Annotated in this window: 14 protein-coding genes and 1 pseudogene; 8 read left to right on the forward strand and 7 right to left on the reverse strand. The window is 67.1% G+C overall.

Translation table 11 applies throughout. The features are described 5' to 3' along the window. Window positions 1-55 precede the first annotated feature (55 nt). The 3 genes from ACFVJ3_RS34050 to ACFVJ3_RS34060 all read left to right on the forward strand — a co-directional run bounded on the left by ACFVJ3_RS34050 (window position 56) and on the right by ACFVJ3_RS34060 (window position 3766). Entirely contained in the window at window positions 56-1993 is a 1938-nt protein-coding gene (locus tag ACFVJ3_RS34050; protein WP_378456249.1) for a DNA/RNA non-specific endonuclease, read from the forward strand. Window positions 1994-2015: 22 nt separating this feature from the next. Further along, a complete protein-coding gene (locus ACFVJ3_RS34055) occupies window positions 2016-3281 on the forward strand; it encodes a zinc metalloprotease (RefSeq protein ID WP_378456250.1) in 1266 nt (421 codons plus the stop codon). A 116-nt stretch (window positions 3282-3397) separates the two neighbouring features. Beyond that, window positions 3398-3766 carry a hypothetical protein gene (locus ACFVJ3_RS34060; protein ID WP_009478367.1) on the forward strand — a complete coding sequence of 123 codons (369 nt, stop codon included), beginning with the start codon at window positions 3398-3400 and terminating at the stop codon, window positions 3764-3766. Window positions 3767-3770: 4 nt separating this feature from the next. Here the strand turns inward: ACFVJ3_RS34060 and ACFVJ3_RS34065 are convergent, their stop codons facing one another. Genes ACFVJ3_RS34065 through ACFVJ3_RS34085 form a run of 5 tightly spaced genes read right to left on the reverse strand, consistent with a single transcriptional unit; the run spans window position 3771 to window position 9894 of the window. Next, entirely contained in the window at window positions 3771-4376 is a 606-nt protein-coding gene (locus ACFVJ3_RS34065) for a hypothetical protein (protein ID WP_378456299.1), read from the reverse strand. Between the two features lie 46 nt (window positions 4377-4422). Continuing rightward, complete coding sequence (locus tag ACFVJ3_RS34070) at window positions 4423-6111, reverse strand: ABC transporter family substrate-binding protein (protein WP_378456251.1); 1689 nt, start codon at window positions 6109-6111, stop codon at window positions 4423-4425. 29 nt (window positions 6112-6140) lie between these two features. Next, window positions 6141-7997 (reverse strand): dipeptide ABC transporter ATP-binding protein, encoded by a 1857-nt coding sequence (locus tag ACFVJ3_RS34075; RefSeq protein ID WP_378456252.1) that lies wholly within the window; start codon window positions 7995-7997, stop codon window positions 6141-6143. Next, window positions 7994-8920 (reverse strand): ABC transporter permease, encoded by a 927-nt coding sequence (locus tag ACFVJ3_RS34080; RefSeq protein WP_378456253.1) that lies wholly within the window; start codon window positions 8918-8920, stop codon window positions 7994-7996. Before ACFVJ3_RS34080 ends, ACFVJ3_RS34075 begins: the two co-directional genes overlap by 4 nt. Then, the gene (locus ACFVJ3_RS34085) at window positions 8917-9894 is read right to left on the reverse strand and encodes an ABC transporter permease (RefSeq protein WP_378456254.1); all 978 of its coding nucleotides are present in this window, start codon (window positions 9892-9894) and stop codon (window positions 8917-8919) included. The genes ACFVJ3_RS34080 and ACFVJ3_RS34085 overlap by 4 nt, the downstream gene beginning before the upstream one ends. A gap of 137 nt (window positions 9895-10031) precedes the next feature. Here ACFVJ3_RS34085 and ACFVJ3_RS34090 point away from each other — a divergent pair, with 137 nt between their 5' ends. Then, window positions 10032-10805: a serine aminopeptidase domain-containing protein gene (locus ACFVJ3_RS34090; protein ID WP_378456255.1), complete on the forward strand. Its 774-nt coding sequence runs from the start codon at window positions 10032-10034 to the stop codon at window positions 10803-10805. Window positions 10806-10844: 39 nt separating this feature from the next. On the opposite strand, the gene ACFVJ3_RS34095 is transcribed toward ACFVJ3_RS34090, so the two are convergent. Then, window positions 10845-10970: a hypothetical protein gene (locus ACFVJ3_RS34095; protein WP_378456256.1), complete on the reverse strand. Its 126-nt coding sequence runs from the start codon at window positions 10968-10970 to the stop codon at window positions 10845-10847. A gap of 138 nt (window positions 10971-11108) precedes the next feature. Between ACFVJ3_RS34095 and ACFVJ3_RS34100 the strand changes: the two genes are divergently transcribed. Beyond that, window positions 11109-11405 (forward strand): SelT/SelW/SelH family protein, encoded by a 297-nt coding sequence (locus ACFVJ3_RS34100; protein WP_378456257.1) that lies wholly within the window; start codon window positions 11109-11111, stop codon window positions 11403-11405. Between the two features lie 2 nt (window positions 11406-11407). Here the strand turns inward: ACFVJ3_RS34100 and ACFVJ3_RS34105 are convergent, their stop codons facing one another. Continuing rightward, complete coding sequence (locus ACFVJ3_RS34105; protein ID WP_378456258.1) at window positions 11408-12799, reverse strand: wax ester/triacylglycerol synthase family O-acyltransferase; 1392 nt, start codon at window positions 12797-12799, stop codon at window positions 11408-11410. Between the two features lie 332 nt (window positions 12800-13131). Between ACFVJ3_RS34105 and ACFVJ3_RS34110 the strand changes: the two genes are divergently transcribed. From ACFVJ3_RS34110 to ACFVJ3_RS34120, 3 genes and pseudogenes are all read left to right on the forward strand, one after another. Next, entirely contained in the window at window positions 13132-13803 is a 672-nt protein-coding gene (locus ACFVJ3_RS34110) for a type 1 glutamine amidotransferase (RefSeq protein ID WP_378456259.1), read from the forward strand. A gap of 96 nt (window positions 13804-13899) precedes the next feature. Next, window positions 13900-14220 (forward strand): annotated as a pseudogene (locus ACFVJ3_RS34115) (VOC family protein); the annotation flags it as partial. Between the two features lie 90 nt (window positions 14221-14310). After that, complete coding sequence (locus tag ACFVJ3_RS34120; protein WP_378456300.1) at window positions 14311-14535, forward strand: hypothetical protein; 225 nt, start codon at window positions 14311-14313, stop codon at window positions 14533-14535. Window positions 14536-14793: the final 258 nt, after the last annotated feature.

Genomic DNA, 14793 nt, shown 5'->3' on the forward strand with positions numbered 1-14793 from the left:
ACGAGAAGGCTCGCAATCACAGCATCGAGCCGCCGACCCACGTGAGGACCGAGTCATGACCATTGTCGACAACATCGGAGACGGACAGTCGCAGCGCGCGATGCCCGCGGGAACGTTCGAGGCGGAACGCCAGCGACAGCGCGATGCGGCAGAACTGCGTGCCCGCGAACGGGCACCGCAGCGGGGCGAACACGTGGACGCACTCAACGGTCCCGGCGGCGTCGCCGCGGCGGATACTCCCGAACGGATCGCGAAGCGGGTGGACCGGCTCGGTCGCTACTACGCGGCAGGGGACTGGGAGTCGGACACCCTCCCGGATCAGTTTCTCGAGAAAGTCTTGGGCACCGCCGATTTCGTCGGCGCCCGGTACCTCGATGCCGGCGTCGCCGCCGCCCGGTCGATCGGGCGTGTGAACATCCGGGACGCACGGGGAACCCTGCAGGGCTACGGCACGGGCTTCCTCGTCTCACCAACGTTGCTCCTGACCAACCATCACGTGCTGCCGGACGCGGATACCGCCCGCAGCAGCGTGATCGAGTTCGACTACCAGGACGGTATCGATGGGAAGCCACGCCCGGTGCAGATGTTTCCCCTCGACCCGGCCCGGTTCTTTCTCGCCGACCGCGAACGCGACTTCGCCCTCGTCGCGGTCGGTGCCGAACCCGGGACGCTCGCCCAGTTCGGGTTCAACCCGCTGATCCAGGCGGAGGGCAAGGCCATCATCGGCGAGTTCGTGACCATCGTGCAGCACCCCCGCGGCGAGAAGAAGCAGGTCGCCTTGCGGGAGAACCGCATCGTCGACATCCCCGAGCGGTTTCTGCACTACTCGGCCGACACGGAACCCGGATCCTCGGGTTCCCCGGTGTACAACGATCAGTGGGAGGTGGTCGCGTTGCACCACGCGAGTGTGCGGGCCCCGCAGCACACCGAGTTCGGCGGGTTCCTCAACGAGGGGGTGCGGATCAGCCGGATCCTCGAATTCGTGCGGGCCCAGAACCTGCCACCACACTCGCGCGGCCTCGTCGACGAACTCCACACCGCCGAGCGGACCCCACCGACCGTCCCGCCGGCGTTCGAACGCGAACGGGAAGTGACCGTGCGGGTGCCGCTCGAAATCACCGTACGCCTCGGCTCCGTCGAATCGCCCGCCGCTCGACCACCCGCTGCGCCCGAGGCGATCTCGATCGACCCGAACTACAGCACGCGCGGCGGGTACGACTCGAATTTCCTGCGTGTGCCGCTGCCCCTTCCGCTGCCCGGGGTTCCGTCGGTGGCCTCCCCGGAGTTGCGGTATCACCACTTCAGCGTCGTGATGCACCGCGAGCGGGCGCTGGCGCTGTTCACCGCCGTGAACATCGACGGAACGCAGTCGCAGAGCCCCCGGCGCGACAGCGACAGATGGATTCTCGACCCGCGACTTCCGGCCGATCAGCAGACCGGGGAGGACGTGTACCGCGACAATCCGCTCGACCGCGGACACCTCGTGCGCCGACTCGACCCGGCGTGGGGACCGCTCGCCAAGGCGGCGAACGACGACACGTTCCACTTCACGAATTGCACTCCGCAACATCACAATTTCAATGCAGGTCAGACGCTGTGGCTGGGCCTGGAGGATTACGTGTTGAAGAACGCGGACAACGCCGATCTCGCCGTCAGCGTCGTGACCGGACCCGTTCTCGCACCCGACGACCCCGAGTATCGCGGGGTGGCGCTGCCCCGTCAGTTCTGGAAGGTGGTGGCCATGGTCAAGCAGGACGGCGGTCTCTCGGTCACCGGATACCTGCTCAGCCAGGCTGCCTTGCTGGACGAGTTCGCCGAGGGGGAGGAGGCGTTCTCCTACGGCGCGTACCGCACGTTCCAGGTACCCGTGCGGCGAATCGCCCAGTTGACCGGTCTGGTCCTCGATCCCCACGTCGCGGCCGATCCGCTCGAGCACATCGAGACGAGCAGCCTGCCTCGCGAACTGATCCGTCCCCAAGATCTGATTCTCTGAAACCGGAAGGGAACCCGACGCCATGAGTACCAACGAATCAGCAGTCGATCTGCCGGCGCGCCGCACATGCGGGGCGATGGACGTGCACCGCCGGCTGTTGACCGAGTCGGAGTCGTATCGCATCGCCCGATCGGAGATCGAGAACCAGACCATCGACCTGGAATCGCTGCAGTCGATCGCCGCCCGCGGCGTCGCACGGATTCCGGTCGTCGTCCACGTCGTGTGGAAGACTGCGGCGCAGAACCTTTCCGACGCCCAGATCGCGAGCCAGATCTCGGTGCTCAACCAGGATTTCCGGGGCACCAACGACGACGTGGACACCGTCCCGTCCGCGTTCGAGCATCTGGTCGGCGACGTGGGAATCGAGTTCTTCCTCGCCGACACGGACCCGGCCGGACGGTCGACGAACGGAATCACCCGAACCGCAACCGAAGTCGATTCGTTCGACCAGAACGACGGCGTCAAGTCGGCGGATACCGGCGGCGCCGATCCGTGGCCGACACAGAGATACCTGAACATCTGGGTCTGCGCGCTCGGCGGTGGTCTGCTCGGCTACGCGCAGTTCCCCGGCGGTCCGGCCTCCACCGACGGCGTCGTGATCACGTACACCGCGTTCGGGACGACGGGCACTGCACGGGCGCCGTTCAACCTCGGGCGCACCGCGACCCACGAGATCGGCCACTACTTCAATCTCTTCCACATCTGGGGCGACGACGGCACCGGGTGCCGGGGCTCCGACGAGGTCGGCGACACCCCCAATCAGGGCGGGCAGAACGTGGGAATGCCGCGATACCCCCACATCAGTTGCGGGAACGGCCCCCACGGCGACCTGTTCATGGACTACATGGACTACACGGACGACGCCGGGATGGTGATGTTCACCCAGGGGCAGGGCGCGCGGATGGGAGCGTGCCTCGACGGGATCCGGAAGCAGTTGTGGACCGGACACGCCGTGAGCCCGGCATCCTCCGCCGTGATCGCGCGGGGCGCCGCCGGCCGTTGGGGGCATTCGTTCGAGGAAGACCACGACGGCCTCCGCGTGTACCGGCCCGCCGGCTTCGAGTTCCCACGGGCGCGGGGCCGCGGCGGTATCGAATTCCGGCCCGACGGCTCGTTCGTCGACTGGGCGATCGGCCGGGGAGACGCCAACGAACCACGAGAGGGTAGGTGGGTGTCCGACGACGGCGGGCGGCTCGAGGTGACCACGGCGGCGGGCGACTCGCGCACCGTCCGGGTGGTCCGGCTCGAGGAGGACCGTCTGGAATTGGACGTGGGCGACCCCTCCTGACCCTGGCGGTGGACGGTACCTGCGGGGATATAATTCTCTGACCTGGCATTCACACTCAGTGACGCGGTTCCGCCGTACTCGGGGAGACGGATTGGCGCGCCCCGAAAGGAATTCCGATGTCTACTCGACAAGTGGTGGGCCGGTTGGGCGCAGTGATCGCCGTCGCCGGCGCACTGTCGTTCGCAGTGCCCTCGGCCGTCTCGGCGGCGCCCTTCATCCCCGGCTCGATGTCGACGTGCGCCCCCGGCGCGTGGCTGACGTTCAACGCGGAACGGGTCGCGCCCGACCGGATCCGCTACACCACCGCCGCGCCGCTCGCGCAGTGGAACGGCGCCGTAGTGCAGTTCACGAACCTCACCACCGGGTTCCGGGGTGTCGCGTTCGTCAACGACCCGGTTCCCGCCGCCGTGGGATTCGGTCCCGTGCTGAGCGAGATCGCCGGACTGCTGCCGTGCTTCGTCAGCGCGGGCGTCACCATGTCCTGACCTCTCAGCTGGGGTCGGAGCCGCGGACGGCCGCCAACCACACCGCACCGGCCGCCGCGACGCAGGTCGCACCGGCGAACGCCGGAAGCCCCCCGCCCGCGACGTACACCCACAGTGCCCCGATGAACGGCGCCGCGACCGCGAACTGGGCATCGAGGACGAGCCGGCGGACCGGCCGAGCGGCCATCCGTGCGCGCACAGGGCCGTCCGGATCCGGACGCGACGGGTTGTCGATCAACCGCCCGGCCGGCTCCGAACGACGCGCTCGCCCGGAGGGGAGCAGTCGACGGCCTTCCCAGACGACGACACGGCGCCGCCCCGCGTCGTGCACCGTCGCCGCGGTCGGGGTCGGCAGGGTGACCAGGAGGGGATCGAAGAACACCGGAATCCACAGTGAACCCGGTTCCTCGCGAACCTCGATCCAGGACCTGCTGGTCAGCCGATTCTGCTGGCGGACCCGGTGCACCATGGCAGGGCGACCCGGCTCCGACCCCGTCCGGGTGGCAGCGAACCACGTGTAGCCGGTGACACCGAGCACCGTCGCCGCCACGACGACCAGTGCGCTGAGCTGATCGGCGTCGGCGACCACGGCGAACGCTCCACACACCACCAGCGCACACACACCGACGGCGACGGGGTAGCGCACGGCCACGGGACTACTGATTCAGGAAGCCGATCGTGGTGTAGTCGTACGACGCGAGGCCCGGGGCGCCGAAGTTCGCCAGGTCGTCGCGCACCGCGACATTGCCGGGCGCCTGCACGAGCGGCAGCGAGAAGCCCTCCTCGAACACCGCCGTGTCCACCTCGTTCGCGAGTTCGACCGCCTTGTCCGGATCGAGTTCCGAGATCGTCCGCTCGATCAGCGCGTTCAGTTCGGGCGAACCGATCCGGCCGTAGTTGCCCTGCAGGTCGTCGGGGTTGTACGCGTAGATTTGTGGCAGGCCGCTGAGCGGGAACGGATCACCCACCCAGGAGAATTGGGCGATGTCGAAGTCGCCCGGCTGAATCACATCGGTGAAGAATCCGGTACCGCCACGGGTGTCGATGTTCAGCTTGGCGCCGATCTGCGCGAGGTTCTGCTGAAGGATCTGCGCGATCTGGACCCACGTGGTCGACTGGTACATCACGTCGCGGATCTCGAGTCTGCGGCCGTCCTTCTCGCGGAACTCGCCGTTGAGTTTCCACCCGAGTTCGTCGAGCCGCCGCGCCGCCTCCTCGGGGTCATAGGCGACCGGTGCGCTGTTGTCCTGATAGCCCTGCTGACCGTTGAGATACACGTGATTGTTCAGCGGCTGCGGATCGTCGACCAGACCGTTCTGAATCGCGGTCGCGATGCCCTGCCGGTCGATGCCCTTCGAGAGTGCCACCCGCAGTTCCGGATCGGCGAGGATGGAACCCTCCGCTCCATTGAACGTGATGTGCGAGAACTGGTTTCCCGGTGCCCGGCGGATCGCGATGCCGGCCGAGCCCTGCGCCGTCTTCACTTCGTCGATGGTGGCCAGCCCCGACGCGTCGATTTCGTTGTTCTGCAACGCCGGAATGCGGGCCGAGTCGTCGAGCACGCTGTAGGTGATGGTGTCGAGTTTCGGCGTGTCACCCCACCACGCGGGGTCGCGGCCCAGCGTGATCCGGTTCTGCGCCTTGTCGATCGACTCGATGCGGAACGGACCCGACGTCAGCGTGATCCCGTCGCGCAGACTCGCGTTGAAGGCCTCGGGGGACGCGGTCACCGACTTCGGGTAGAGCATCGAGTTACCCGCGAACTGGCCCCGCCATTCGGCGTACGGCTCGGCGAACGTGATCACCGCCTGACGGTCGTCGACGCCGCGCTCGACCCGGTCGACCCGCTCGAACCCGGACGTGTTCGCGATCAGGAATTCCTTGTTCGTCCCGCTCAGCGCCGCGGCCTGGGACTGGATGTCCGCCCACGTGATCGGGGTGCCGTCGGACCACACCGCCTTCGGGTCGATCGTGTACGTGACCTGTTGGGGGTCCGTGCCGGTGAGCGCCACGTCGGTGAAGTAGTCGTGATTGACCGACAGCGCCCCGGACGCGTCGGTGCTGAACGCCCGCGGCAACATCGGCTTCAGCATGCCGGCGATCTCGGAGTCGTTGCCGTCGTTGGACAGGGCGTTGAAGTTCGGGGGGAAACCCGACAACGCCAACCGCAGATTTCCGCCGTCGCGCAGCTCGCTCGGATCGTGCGGATTGATGTCGTTGGTGGTGCCGATCGACCCGGAGCCGGCGTCGACACCCCCGGTGTCCGAACCCCCGCAGCCACCGACAATCAGGCCGACGGCCAGGAACGATACCGCGAGGCGGGTGCGCGCCGATCGAATCCTCATGGGGTGCCCTTCCTCGAAGTTCGCTGAGGCTAGTGTGCCAAATACGTCGGATCCGGAACGGGAATTGCCTCGAGCAGTGCCCGGGTGTACTCGTGCTGCGGATCCTCGAAGATCTCTTGCGCCGGCCCCGACTCGACGATTCTGCCCCGGTACATCACCGCGACGTCGTGCGCGATGTTGCGGACCACCGACAGGTCGTGGGAGACGAACAGGTACGACATGCCCCGCTGCTCCTGGAGATCGCGCAGGAGGTTGAGCACCCCGGCCTGGATCGAGACGTCGAGCGACGACACCGGCTCGTCCAGGATCAGCAGTTCCGGATCCAGGGCGAGCGCCCGGGCGATGCTGATCCGCTGCTTCTGGCCGCCCGAGAAATCCGCCGGATAGCGGTCGGCGTGCTCGCGTCGCAATCCGACGAGGTCGAGCAACTCCGGTACCCGGCGGCCGACCTCTTCGCGCTTGCGGCCGTCCAGTCGGAGCGGCTCGGCGAGGACGTCGAACACCGGCAGGCGGGGGTCCAGGGACGCCGTCGGATCCTGGAAGACGACCGCCATCTTGCGCCGGATCGCGCGCTTCTCGTGTGGGCTCAGCGCTGCGACGTCGGCACCGAGCACCTCGATCGAGCCGGATTCCGGCGCGGCCAGGTCGAGGACCTGCGTCAACGTGGTCGATTTGCCGGAGCCGGATTCGCCCACCAGCGCCAGCGTGCGGCCGGCGCGGATGTCGAAGCTGATGCCGTCGACCGCCCGGATCTCGCCCCGCTTGCGGCGGAACACCAGGCCGCTGGTGATCGGATACGTCTTCACGAGATCGGCCACCTGCAGTACCACCCGGTGCTCGGGGACCGTCTCCGCGGTGGGGGTGGGGGCCGGCTGGTCCCGCCGATATGCCGTGAAGAGGTCGCGGGTGCCCATCTCGCCGACGCGGATGCACGCCGCATGATGGCCACGCCCGGTCGAGACGAGTTCCGGCTCGGCGAGCAGGCAGGCGTCGACCGCGAGCGGGCAGCGCGGCGCGAACGTGCAGCCCGGTGGCAGCGAATGCAGCGCGGGCGGGGCACCGGCGATCGAGACCAGGCGGCTCCGGATCGGCGCATCCATCCGCGGTACAGACACGAGTAGCCCTGCGGTGTAGGGCATTCGGGGCTCGGCGAACAGCTCGCGTACCGGCGCGGACTCCACCACGCGGCCCGCGTACATCACCACCACACGGTCGGCCAGCGTCGCGGCGATGCCCATGTCGTGGGTGATCATCACGACGCCGGCGCCGGTGAGGTCGCGAGCCTTGCGCAGCAGGTTCAGGATCTGCGCCTGCACGGTCACGTCGAGGGCGGTGGTCGGTTCGTCGCAGATGATCAGCGCGGGGTCGTTGGCGATGGCGATGGCGATCACGACGCGCTGGCGCATGCCGCCGGAGAACTCGTGGGGAAAGGCCCTGGCGCGCACCGCCGGATCGGGTATCCCGACCAGGTCGAGCAGGTCGACAGCGCGCTGCGCGGCGTCCTTCTTGCTGCTCGCCCGGCCGTGGACGAGCAGCGCCTCGGCGATCTGGTCACCGACCCGGTACACCGGCGTCAATGCGGACAGCGGGTCCTGGAACACCATGCTGACCGTCTTCCCGCGCAGCGCCGACAGCTCCCGGTCTCCCATGCCCAGCAACTCGCGGCCCTGCAACCGGATGGAACCGGTGACGCGCGCGTGCTCGGGCAGCAGACCCATCACGGCGAGGGACGCCACCGACTTGCCCGAGCCCGACTCACCCACGATGGCGAGCACCTCGCCGTCGGAGACGCCGTAGCTGACGCCCCGGACCGCCTCGATGCGGCCTTCCTCGCTGGGAAAGCTGACCCGCAGGTCCTCGATCTCGAGCAGTGGTTGCCTGGTCACCGCTTCGCCTTCTTCTTCCGCTTGCGGGACCGGGCGCGCGTCGAGCTGGGGTCGACCGCGTCGCGCAGGCCGTCGCCCACCAGGTTCGCCGACAACACGGTGATCACCAGCAAGCCGCCCGAGAACAGGAACAGCCACGGATAGGTGAGGGCGGATTCGGTGCCGTCGGCGATCAGCGACCCGAGGGAGATGTCCGGCTTCTGGACGCCGAACCCGAGGAAGCTGAGCCCGGTCTCGGCGAGGATCGCGGCACCGACGTTCAGGGTCGCGTCGATGATCAGAATCGACGCGATGTTCGGGACGATATGGCTGGTGATGATCTTATGCGTCGGTGCCCCCATGTACCGGGCCGCCTGGACGAATTCCCGCTCGCGCAGGCTCAGCGTCATCCCCCGAACCATCCGGGCGGTGATCATCCAGCCGAACACTGCCAACAGCAGGATCAGCAGGACGATCGAGCTCGAGGACTTCAGCCGCGGAGTGAACACCGCGATGATGATGAAGCTGGGAACGACGAGCAGCAGATCGACCAGCCACATGATCACCCGATCCGGCCAGCCGCCGACATACCCTGCCAGCGCACCGACGAGCGCCGCGATGGCGGTGGAGAAGATCGCGACGCAGATCCCGATGATCAGCGACTTCTGCAGCCCGCGCAACGTCTGGGCGAGGACGTCCTGGCCGATCTGGTTGGTGCCGAACGGATGTTCGGCGCTGGGCGGCTGCAACAGCGCGGTGTAGTCGAGTTGCTGATAGTCGTAGGGGAGCAGGTACGGTCCGACGAAACTGCCCACGAACAGCAGCACCAAGACGCACACCCCGGCAATGGCAGGCTTGTTCCGGAGAAACCGCCGCCACAGCAGGGTCCGACGGCCGACGGCCGACACCGCCGCATCGGTGGACGCGATCTGGATCTCGGTCACCCGACACGCACCCTCGGGTCGAGCGCCGCGTACACCACGTCCGAGAGCAGGCCCGACAACAGGACGATCAGCCCGGTGAACGACGTGATCGCCACGACGATGTTGGTGTCCTGATTGTCGATGCCGATCACGATCCACTCGCCGATACCGTGCCAGCCGAAGATCGTCTCGGTGAACGTCGCGCCGACGACCAGCGCCCCGAAACCGTAGGCGAACAGTGTCGCCATCGGGATCAGCGCCGTCCGGAGCCCGTGCTTGAGCAGTGCCGCCCGCCGGGTCAGCCCCTTCGCCCGCGCGGTCCGGATGAAGTCGCTCCCCAGAACGTCGAGCATCGCGTTGCGTTGATACCGGCTGTAGCCGGCGATGCTGCCCAACGCCAGCGCGATGGTCGGCAGCACCAGATGCTGCACGCGGTCGACGAACTGCGGCCAGAACCCGGTGATCGTGCTGGCCGAGGACTCGCCGGTGTACAGGAAGATCTGGCTGCCGGTGGCCGAGTTGATCTGGAGAGCGCCGTATTTGAGCAGTGTCGCGACGAGGAACACGGGCGCGCTGAGAATCAGCAGCGACAGTACGGTGCTGAAATAGTCACTGAACTTGTACTGCCGGATCGCACCGGCGGCGCCGATCAGCACACCCAGTACCGCTCCGATGACGGAACCGAGGATCAGCAACCGCATGCTCACCAGGATCCGGCGACCCAACTCGTCCGACACCGGCTGACCCGTGATGGTGGTGCCGAAGTCGCCGTGGACCACGCCGCCCAGCCAGTTCGCGTACCGCACCGGGATCGGATCGTCCAGGTGCAGTTCGGCGGCCTTCGCGTCGATCACCGATTGCGGTGGCCGGGGATTTCGCTGCTCCAGGCTGTCGAGCGGACGGAAGGTGAGCGAGGCGAGACTGAACGTCAGGAACGACGCGAGCAGCAACAACACCACGTAGTTGAGCGCTCGTCGTAGCAGGAAGCCGGTCATCGGTCCACCTCGCAACTAGGGCTCAGGCCTGAAATTATAGGAGCGTGCCGCCGGGCGTCAGCTCGACTCGGCGAAACCGGTGCCGGGTCGGAGATCGCCGCCAGGCACGTCGCGTCCCCGCTTGTTAGCGTGACGGGGTGACACTTCGTGCCGGGTCCGCCGAACCGCTGACGCGGCGCACGGCACACCTCACGACGTACGACGAGCACGCGGTGACGGTCCCGCGTTCCGGCGATCGTGCGCTGGTCGCGGTGCCGCGCGGGGTGACACCGTCGGCGGTCGCGTACTACCTGCACGGGCGGACGGGAGACGAGAGGTCGATCGACGATCGCGCCGGCCTGCGGGACGGCCTGCTGGACGCCGGATACCTGGTCGCCAGCCCGTACCTGCACGGCGACCAGTGGGGAAACCGGTGCGCACAGGACGCCGTGGTCGCACTGGACGAGTGGGTATCCCACCGGTGGCCGGTGACACGTCGGTTCCTGATCGGCGAATCGATGGGCGGCAACGCCGCCGCCAACGCCGTGCGCCTGCGCGAGGTCGCGTGGGACGGCGCCGTGTTCATCGCTCCGTCGCTGTCGCTGCGCGCGGTGTGGGAACGGGGCGAACATGGACGCGACACCGTGCGGGACGCCTTCCGCTTGTCCGCGGACGGACGCGACCTCGAACCGAAGACCGAGCGCTGGGACGCCGTCCGGCACGAGCCAGGCGACTATGTCGGAGTGCCGATTCGGGTGTACGCGTCGCGGGAGGACGAGGTGGCGAACATCGCCGGTGTCACGGGTCCGTGGGTCGAGATGCTCCGCCGCGGCTCGGACGCCGTCGAGTTCGTGGAGGTGAGCGGTCCGCACGTCTCGGAAGATCACTTCCGCACTGCGGAGGTCGTGCAGTTCTTCGGGTCTATCCGGTGAACGTGGGGAGGCCTTCTCGGCGAAGGTCTCCCCACGTGTTCAGGCCTCGGTCCGGTGCGTGGTGTCCAGCCGGAAGACGTTGGTGAAGAAGTCCTTGACGGCCTGGATCTTCTCGTTGGTCAGCTCGATGGCGTGGCGACGCGATTCTTCGAGCGCGGTGGACATGGCGGCTTCCTTTCGTCGAGGTGGCACAGCATGGCGTTCGACAGTCTGCCTCAGGATGCTGACGTCCGCATGACGAACAGGTGTCCTGCGTGCAACTCGAACAGCAAGCGGGGGAGCACGTTCGGTTAACCTGGCACGATGACGACGAGCAGCGCAGACGGCCGGGTCGCTATCACCTACTGCACACAGTGCCAGTGGCTGTTGCGCGCAGCGTGGATGGCGCAGGAACTACTCGGCACGTTCGGGCAGGAACTCGGCGAAGTCGCGCTCGTCCCCGGCACCGGCGGGATCTTCCGCATCACCGTCGACGACGAACTGATCTGGGACCGCAAGGAGCAGGGCGGCTTCCCCAATATCACCGTGCTCAAGCAATTGGTCCGGGACCGGGTGGCGCCCGACCGCCACCTCGGCCACAGCGACCGTAAGAGTCCCTAGGCTCAGATTCCGACCGCGCGCTCGAGGGCGCGCAGTTCGTGCCCCAGCCGGGCGGGGATCGACTTCAGGTCGGGCACCGCGCTGCGGCAGCCGGTGACCCCGAACGAGATGATGTCGTCGTTGCTGGTGCACGTGATGTTCAGGCCCTGGCCGTCGACGGGCACCGACAGCGGGTAGATGGCGTCGAGCCGCGCCCCGTTCCAGTACAGCGGCGCGCTGGGGCCCGGAACGTTGGAGATGATGAGGTTGAACGGCGGGCGGACCCGCGAGTTGTGCCCGAACAGCATGCTCGCGCCGATCGGTGCCGCGCCGAGAGCGCTCATCGCGAGGATCTGCGTGGCACTCATCGTCTCGTACGCCTCCTTGCCCTCGCGCATGGACGTCCGGATGGTGTCGAGGCGATCCGCCGGCTCGGGGAGGTGGGTGCCGAGGTTGCACATGAGCACCCCGATGTTGTTGCCGTTCGACGCCTCGCGCTGACTCTTCAGCGACACCGGCACCATCGCGATCAGCGGCTCGGCGGGCAGCGCGTTCTGATCCTCGAGGTAACTGCGGAGTGCTCCCGAGGACATCGCGAGCACGACGTCGTTGATGGTGGTATCGGACAGCTTGGCGACGAGCCGGAGACGTTCGAGCGGCCACGACTGCGCCGCGAACTGGCGGGCACCGGTGATCGGCACGTTGAACGGGGTCCTGGGTGCGGACAGGGCGAGCGGGCCGCCCTGGTCGCGGAAGGCGCGGGACACGGTGCCGGCGAGCGCGGGCACCAGCCCGGCGACCTCACCGACGGTGTCGCGGGCGGTTCGGAACGTGGAACCGGCCAGACCTGACAGGCTGAACCCGTTCGACGGCGTCCGCTGCGGCCGCGGGCCCCGCGGCTGCCACGGAGCCGGCACGTCCCGATCCTCCGAGTTCTCGCTGAGTGCGTTCCGCAGCATCTTCATCGCGGTGACGCCGTCGGCGACCGCGTGGTGGATCTTGGTGTAGACGGCGAACCGCCCGTCGCTCAGACCCTCGATCAGGTGCATCTCCCACAGCGGGCGGCTGCGGTCGAGCAGCGATCCGTGCAGCCGCGAGCACAGAGCCATCAGCTCGGCCTCGCCCCCGGGGGCGGGCAGTGCGTCGTGCCGGATGTGGTGACCGAGGTCGATGTCGTCGACGGTCTCCCAGCTCCACTGACCGAGCGACGAGAAGGACCGGCGGGCCCGCTTGGCGAGCCGAGGTGTGACGATCCCGTCGCCGTCGGCGAGCGCCCGGTCGAGCATCGCGCGCATGTCGTAGGTGTCGGCGCCGTCCGGGAGCTGGAAGATCTCCACGCCGCCGACATGCATCGGGTGCTCACGGGACTCGCCGAGAAGGAACATCGAGTCGAGGGGGGACATGGGGAGCGGCATCTGAGCCCTTTCCATCCCGTGGACGACTTCCCGGATCGCGGGGGCTCGTCTGTGGTCTGAGGTAACGGGAGATGGTGACGTTCCGTTTGTCAGGAACTACCACCGGATAACTGTTTGGTATGGGACGGGTCACGAAAGAGTGACGCTCGTATTTCTACAGGTTTCGGGTGAGCCATGCCACTAGACAAGCGTCCAGTTTGGACGGTGTCATTCGGGTGGTGGACACTGAACATGAACTCCGTGTGAACATCCCAGTTTTGTGCACTCAGTGCGGAATTCGCGAATCCGGACCTGCATAGGGCCGAAAGTCCCTTGTTGGTATGAATTGTGGCATGACCAAGCCATGGGCAGTTGTTGAACATGTGTCGTTCGAAGGGCCGGCGCTCGTCGGTACTCTGCTGGCAGAGAGGGGAATTCGCTACACCGAGTACCCCATGTACCGAGCGTCGGAACTCCCGGCCGTTCACGACCTCGGCGGCCTCGTGGTGATGGGCGGTCCGATGGGCGCACTCGATGACGTTACCCACCCGCAACTTCCGCGAGAGCGAAACTTCATCAAAGAATTTGTGGATGCCGGACTCCCGATGCTGGGAATCTGCCTCGGCGCTCAGCTTCTCGCCGCCTCGTTCGGCAGCGCGATCCGCCGGGGGCCGACCCCGGAGAACGGCGCCGGGACGGTCACGGTGTCCGAGGACGGGACGCGCGACCCCGTGTTCGGTTCGGTCGGAGCCGAGGTGCCCGTCGTCCACTGGCACGGCGACACCTTCGACCTCCCCGACGGCGCGGTCCGGCTGGCCGGCAGTCACCTCTACGAGAATCAGGCCTTCGTGATCGGCCGCCGCGCGTACGGGTTGCAGTTCCACGTCGAACTGACCCGCGCGCAGCTGTCGGTGATGCAGGCCCACATGCCGCCGGGCACCGCCCCGTCGGGCGAGCACATGGACGACGTGGAAGCGGCCGGACGGATCATGATCGGTTCATTCCTCGACCTCACCGAGAGCTGAGAGGATCGGGGAAGCGGTCACCGATGAGTTTTATGCACCGCTGCGGTCTGTATCGATGACCTTCCGCATCGAGCGGAACCCGAGAAGGAGAATCACATGTCCCGGATGCTCTTCGTGAACCTGCCGATCAAGAACCTCGACGCGACCAAGACGTTCTTCGCCGGACTCGGCTTCGAGTTCAACTCGACGTTCAGCGACGACTCCTGCACAGCCATGGTGATCAACGAGTACACGTCCGTGATGCTCCTCGTCGAGTCCCGGTTCAAGGACTTCATCGAGGGCGGCATCTGCGACACCTCGAAGTCCGTCGAGGCCCTGATGTGTATCTCGGCCGACAGCCGCGAGGAGGTCGACAGGCTCGTCGACAAGGCCCTCGCCTCCGGCGGGACATCGTGGGGCAAGCTCCAGGACGAAGGCTCTCAACTGTTGACGTAATGTCTAGTGCTTCCTAATCCTTCCTGTTGCTATCGGATCATGCGCATCGGCGAGGCGGCGGCATACCTGAACATGTCGGTGGTGGGGGTCCGGAAGGCCGCGTCGGAGGGCCGGTTACCCTCTCGCCGGACAGGTTCTGGTCAGCGAGTCGTCGATCGGGAGGATCTCGACGTCTACCTGGGTCGACCTACACCGGAGAGTGTTCGGGCCGACAGGGCGGAAGCGTTGTACTGCCGGGTGTCCGGCTCGACCGGTCAGGATCCAAGCTCGCCAATCAGGAAAAAGTGCTGCGTGTGAGTGCCACCGGCACCGTGTACCGGGTCAACCACGGATCGTGGTTCAGGTCTGCGGGAGACCCGAGCGGGACTGAATCGGATGCATCGACGACGCAGCCGGGGGTCACGTCACGGTGGTGCGAGTGGTGTGGCGGGATCGGTTGGCGCGATTCTCCGGTGGCGTGGATCGAGCGTTACCTGTCGGTGGTCGGCGTTAAGGTCGAGGCCCCTGCGGGAGCATGGGGACACGTCGCTGGTAGAGGAGCTGATGGATGACTTC

It is taken from the genome of Rhodococcus sp. NPDC127593, assembly GCF_042671975.1.
GTDB lineage: Bacteria > Actinomycetota > Actinomycetes > Mycobacteriales > Mycobacteriaceae > Rhodococcus_F.

Excerpts from the sequence above, each read along its gene's own strand:
- ACFVJ3_RS34105 (WP_378456258.1), bottom strand. The coding sequence starts at position 12,799 with ATGCCGCTCCCCATGTCCCCCCTCGACTCGATGTTCCTTCTCGGCGAG.
- ACFVJ3_RS34060 (WP_009478367.1), top strand. The coding sequence starts at position 3,398 with ATGTCTACTCGACAAGTGGTGGGCCGGTTGGGCGCAGTGATCGCCGTC.
- ACFVJ3_RS34110 (WP_378456259.1), top strand. The coding sequence starts at position 13,132 with ATGACCAAGCCATGGGCAGTTGTTGAACATGTGTCGTTCGAAGGGCCG.
- ACFVJ3_RS34100 (WP_378456257.1), top strand. The coding sequence starts at position 11,109 with ATGACGACGAGCAGCGCAGACGGCCGGGTCGCTATCACCTACTGCACA.
- ACFVJ3_RS34095 (WP_378456256.1), bottom strand. The coding sequence starts at position 10,970 with ATGTCCACCGCGCTCGAAGAATCGCGTCGCCACGCCATCGAGCTGACC.
- ACFVJ3_RS34050 (WP_378456249.1), top strand. The coding sequence starts at position 56 with ATGACCATTGTCGACAACATCGGAGACGGACAGTCGCAGCGCGCGATG.
- ACFVJ3_RS34120 (WP_378456300.1), top strand. The coding sequence starts at position 14,311 with ATGTCGGTGGTGGGGGTCCGGAAGGCCGCGTCGGAGGGCCGGTTACCC.
- ACFVJ3_RS34070 (WP_378456251.1), bottom strand. The coding sequence starts at position 6,111 with ATGAGGATTCGATCGGCGCGCACCCGCCTCGCGGTATCGTTCCTGGCC.
- ACFVJ3_RS34085 (WP_378456254.1), bottom strand. The coding sequence starts at position 9,894 with ATGACCGGCTTCCTGCTACGACGAGCGCTCAACTACGTGGTGTTGTTG.
- ACFVJ3_RS34055 (WP_378456250.1), top strand. The coding sequence starts at position 2,016 with ATGAGTACCAACGAATCAGCAGTCGATCTGCCGGCGCGCCGCACATGC.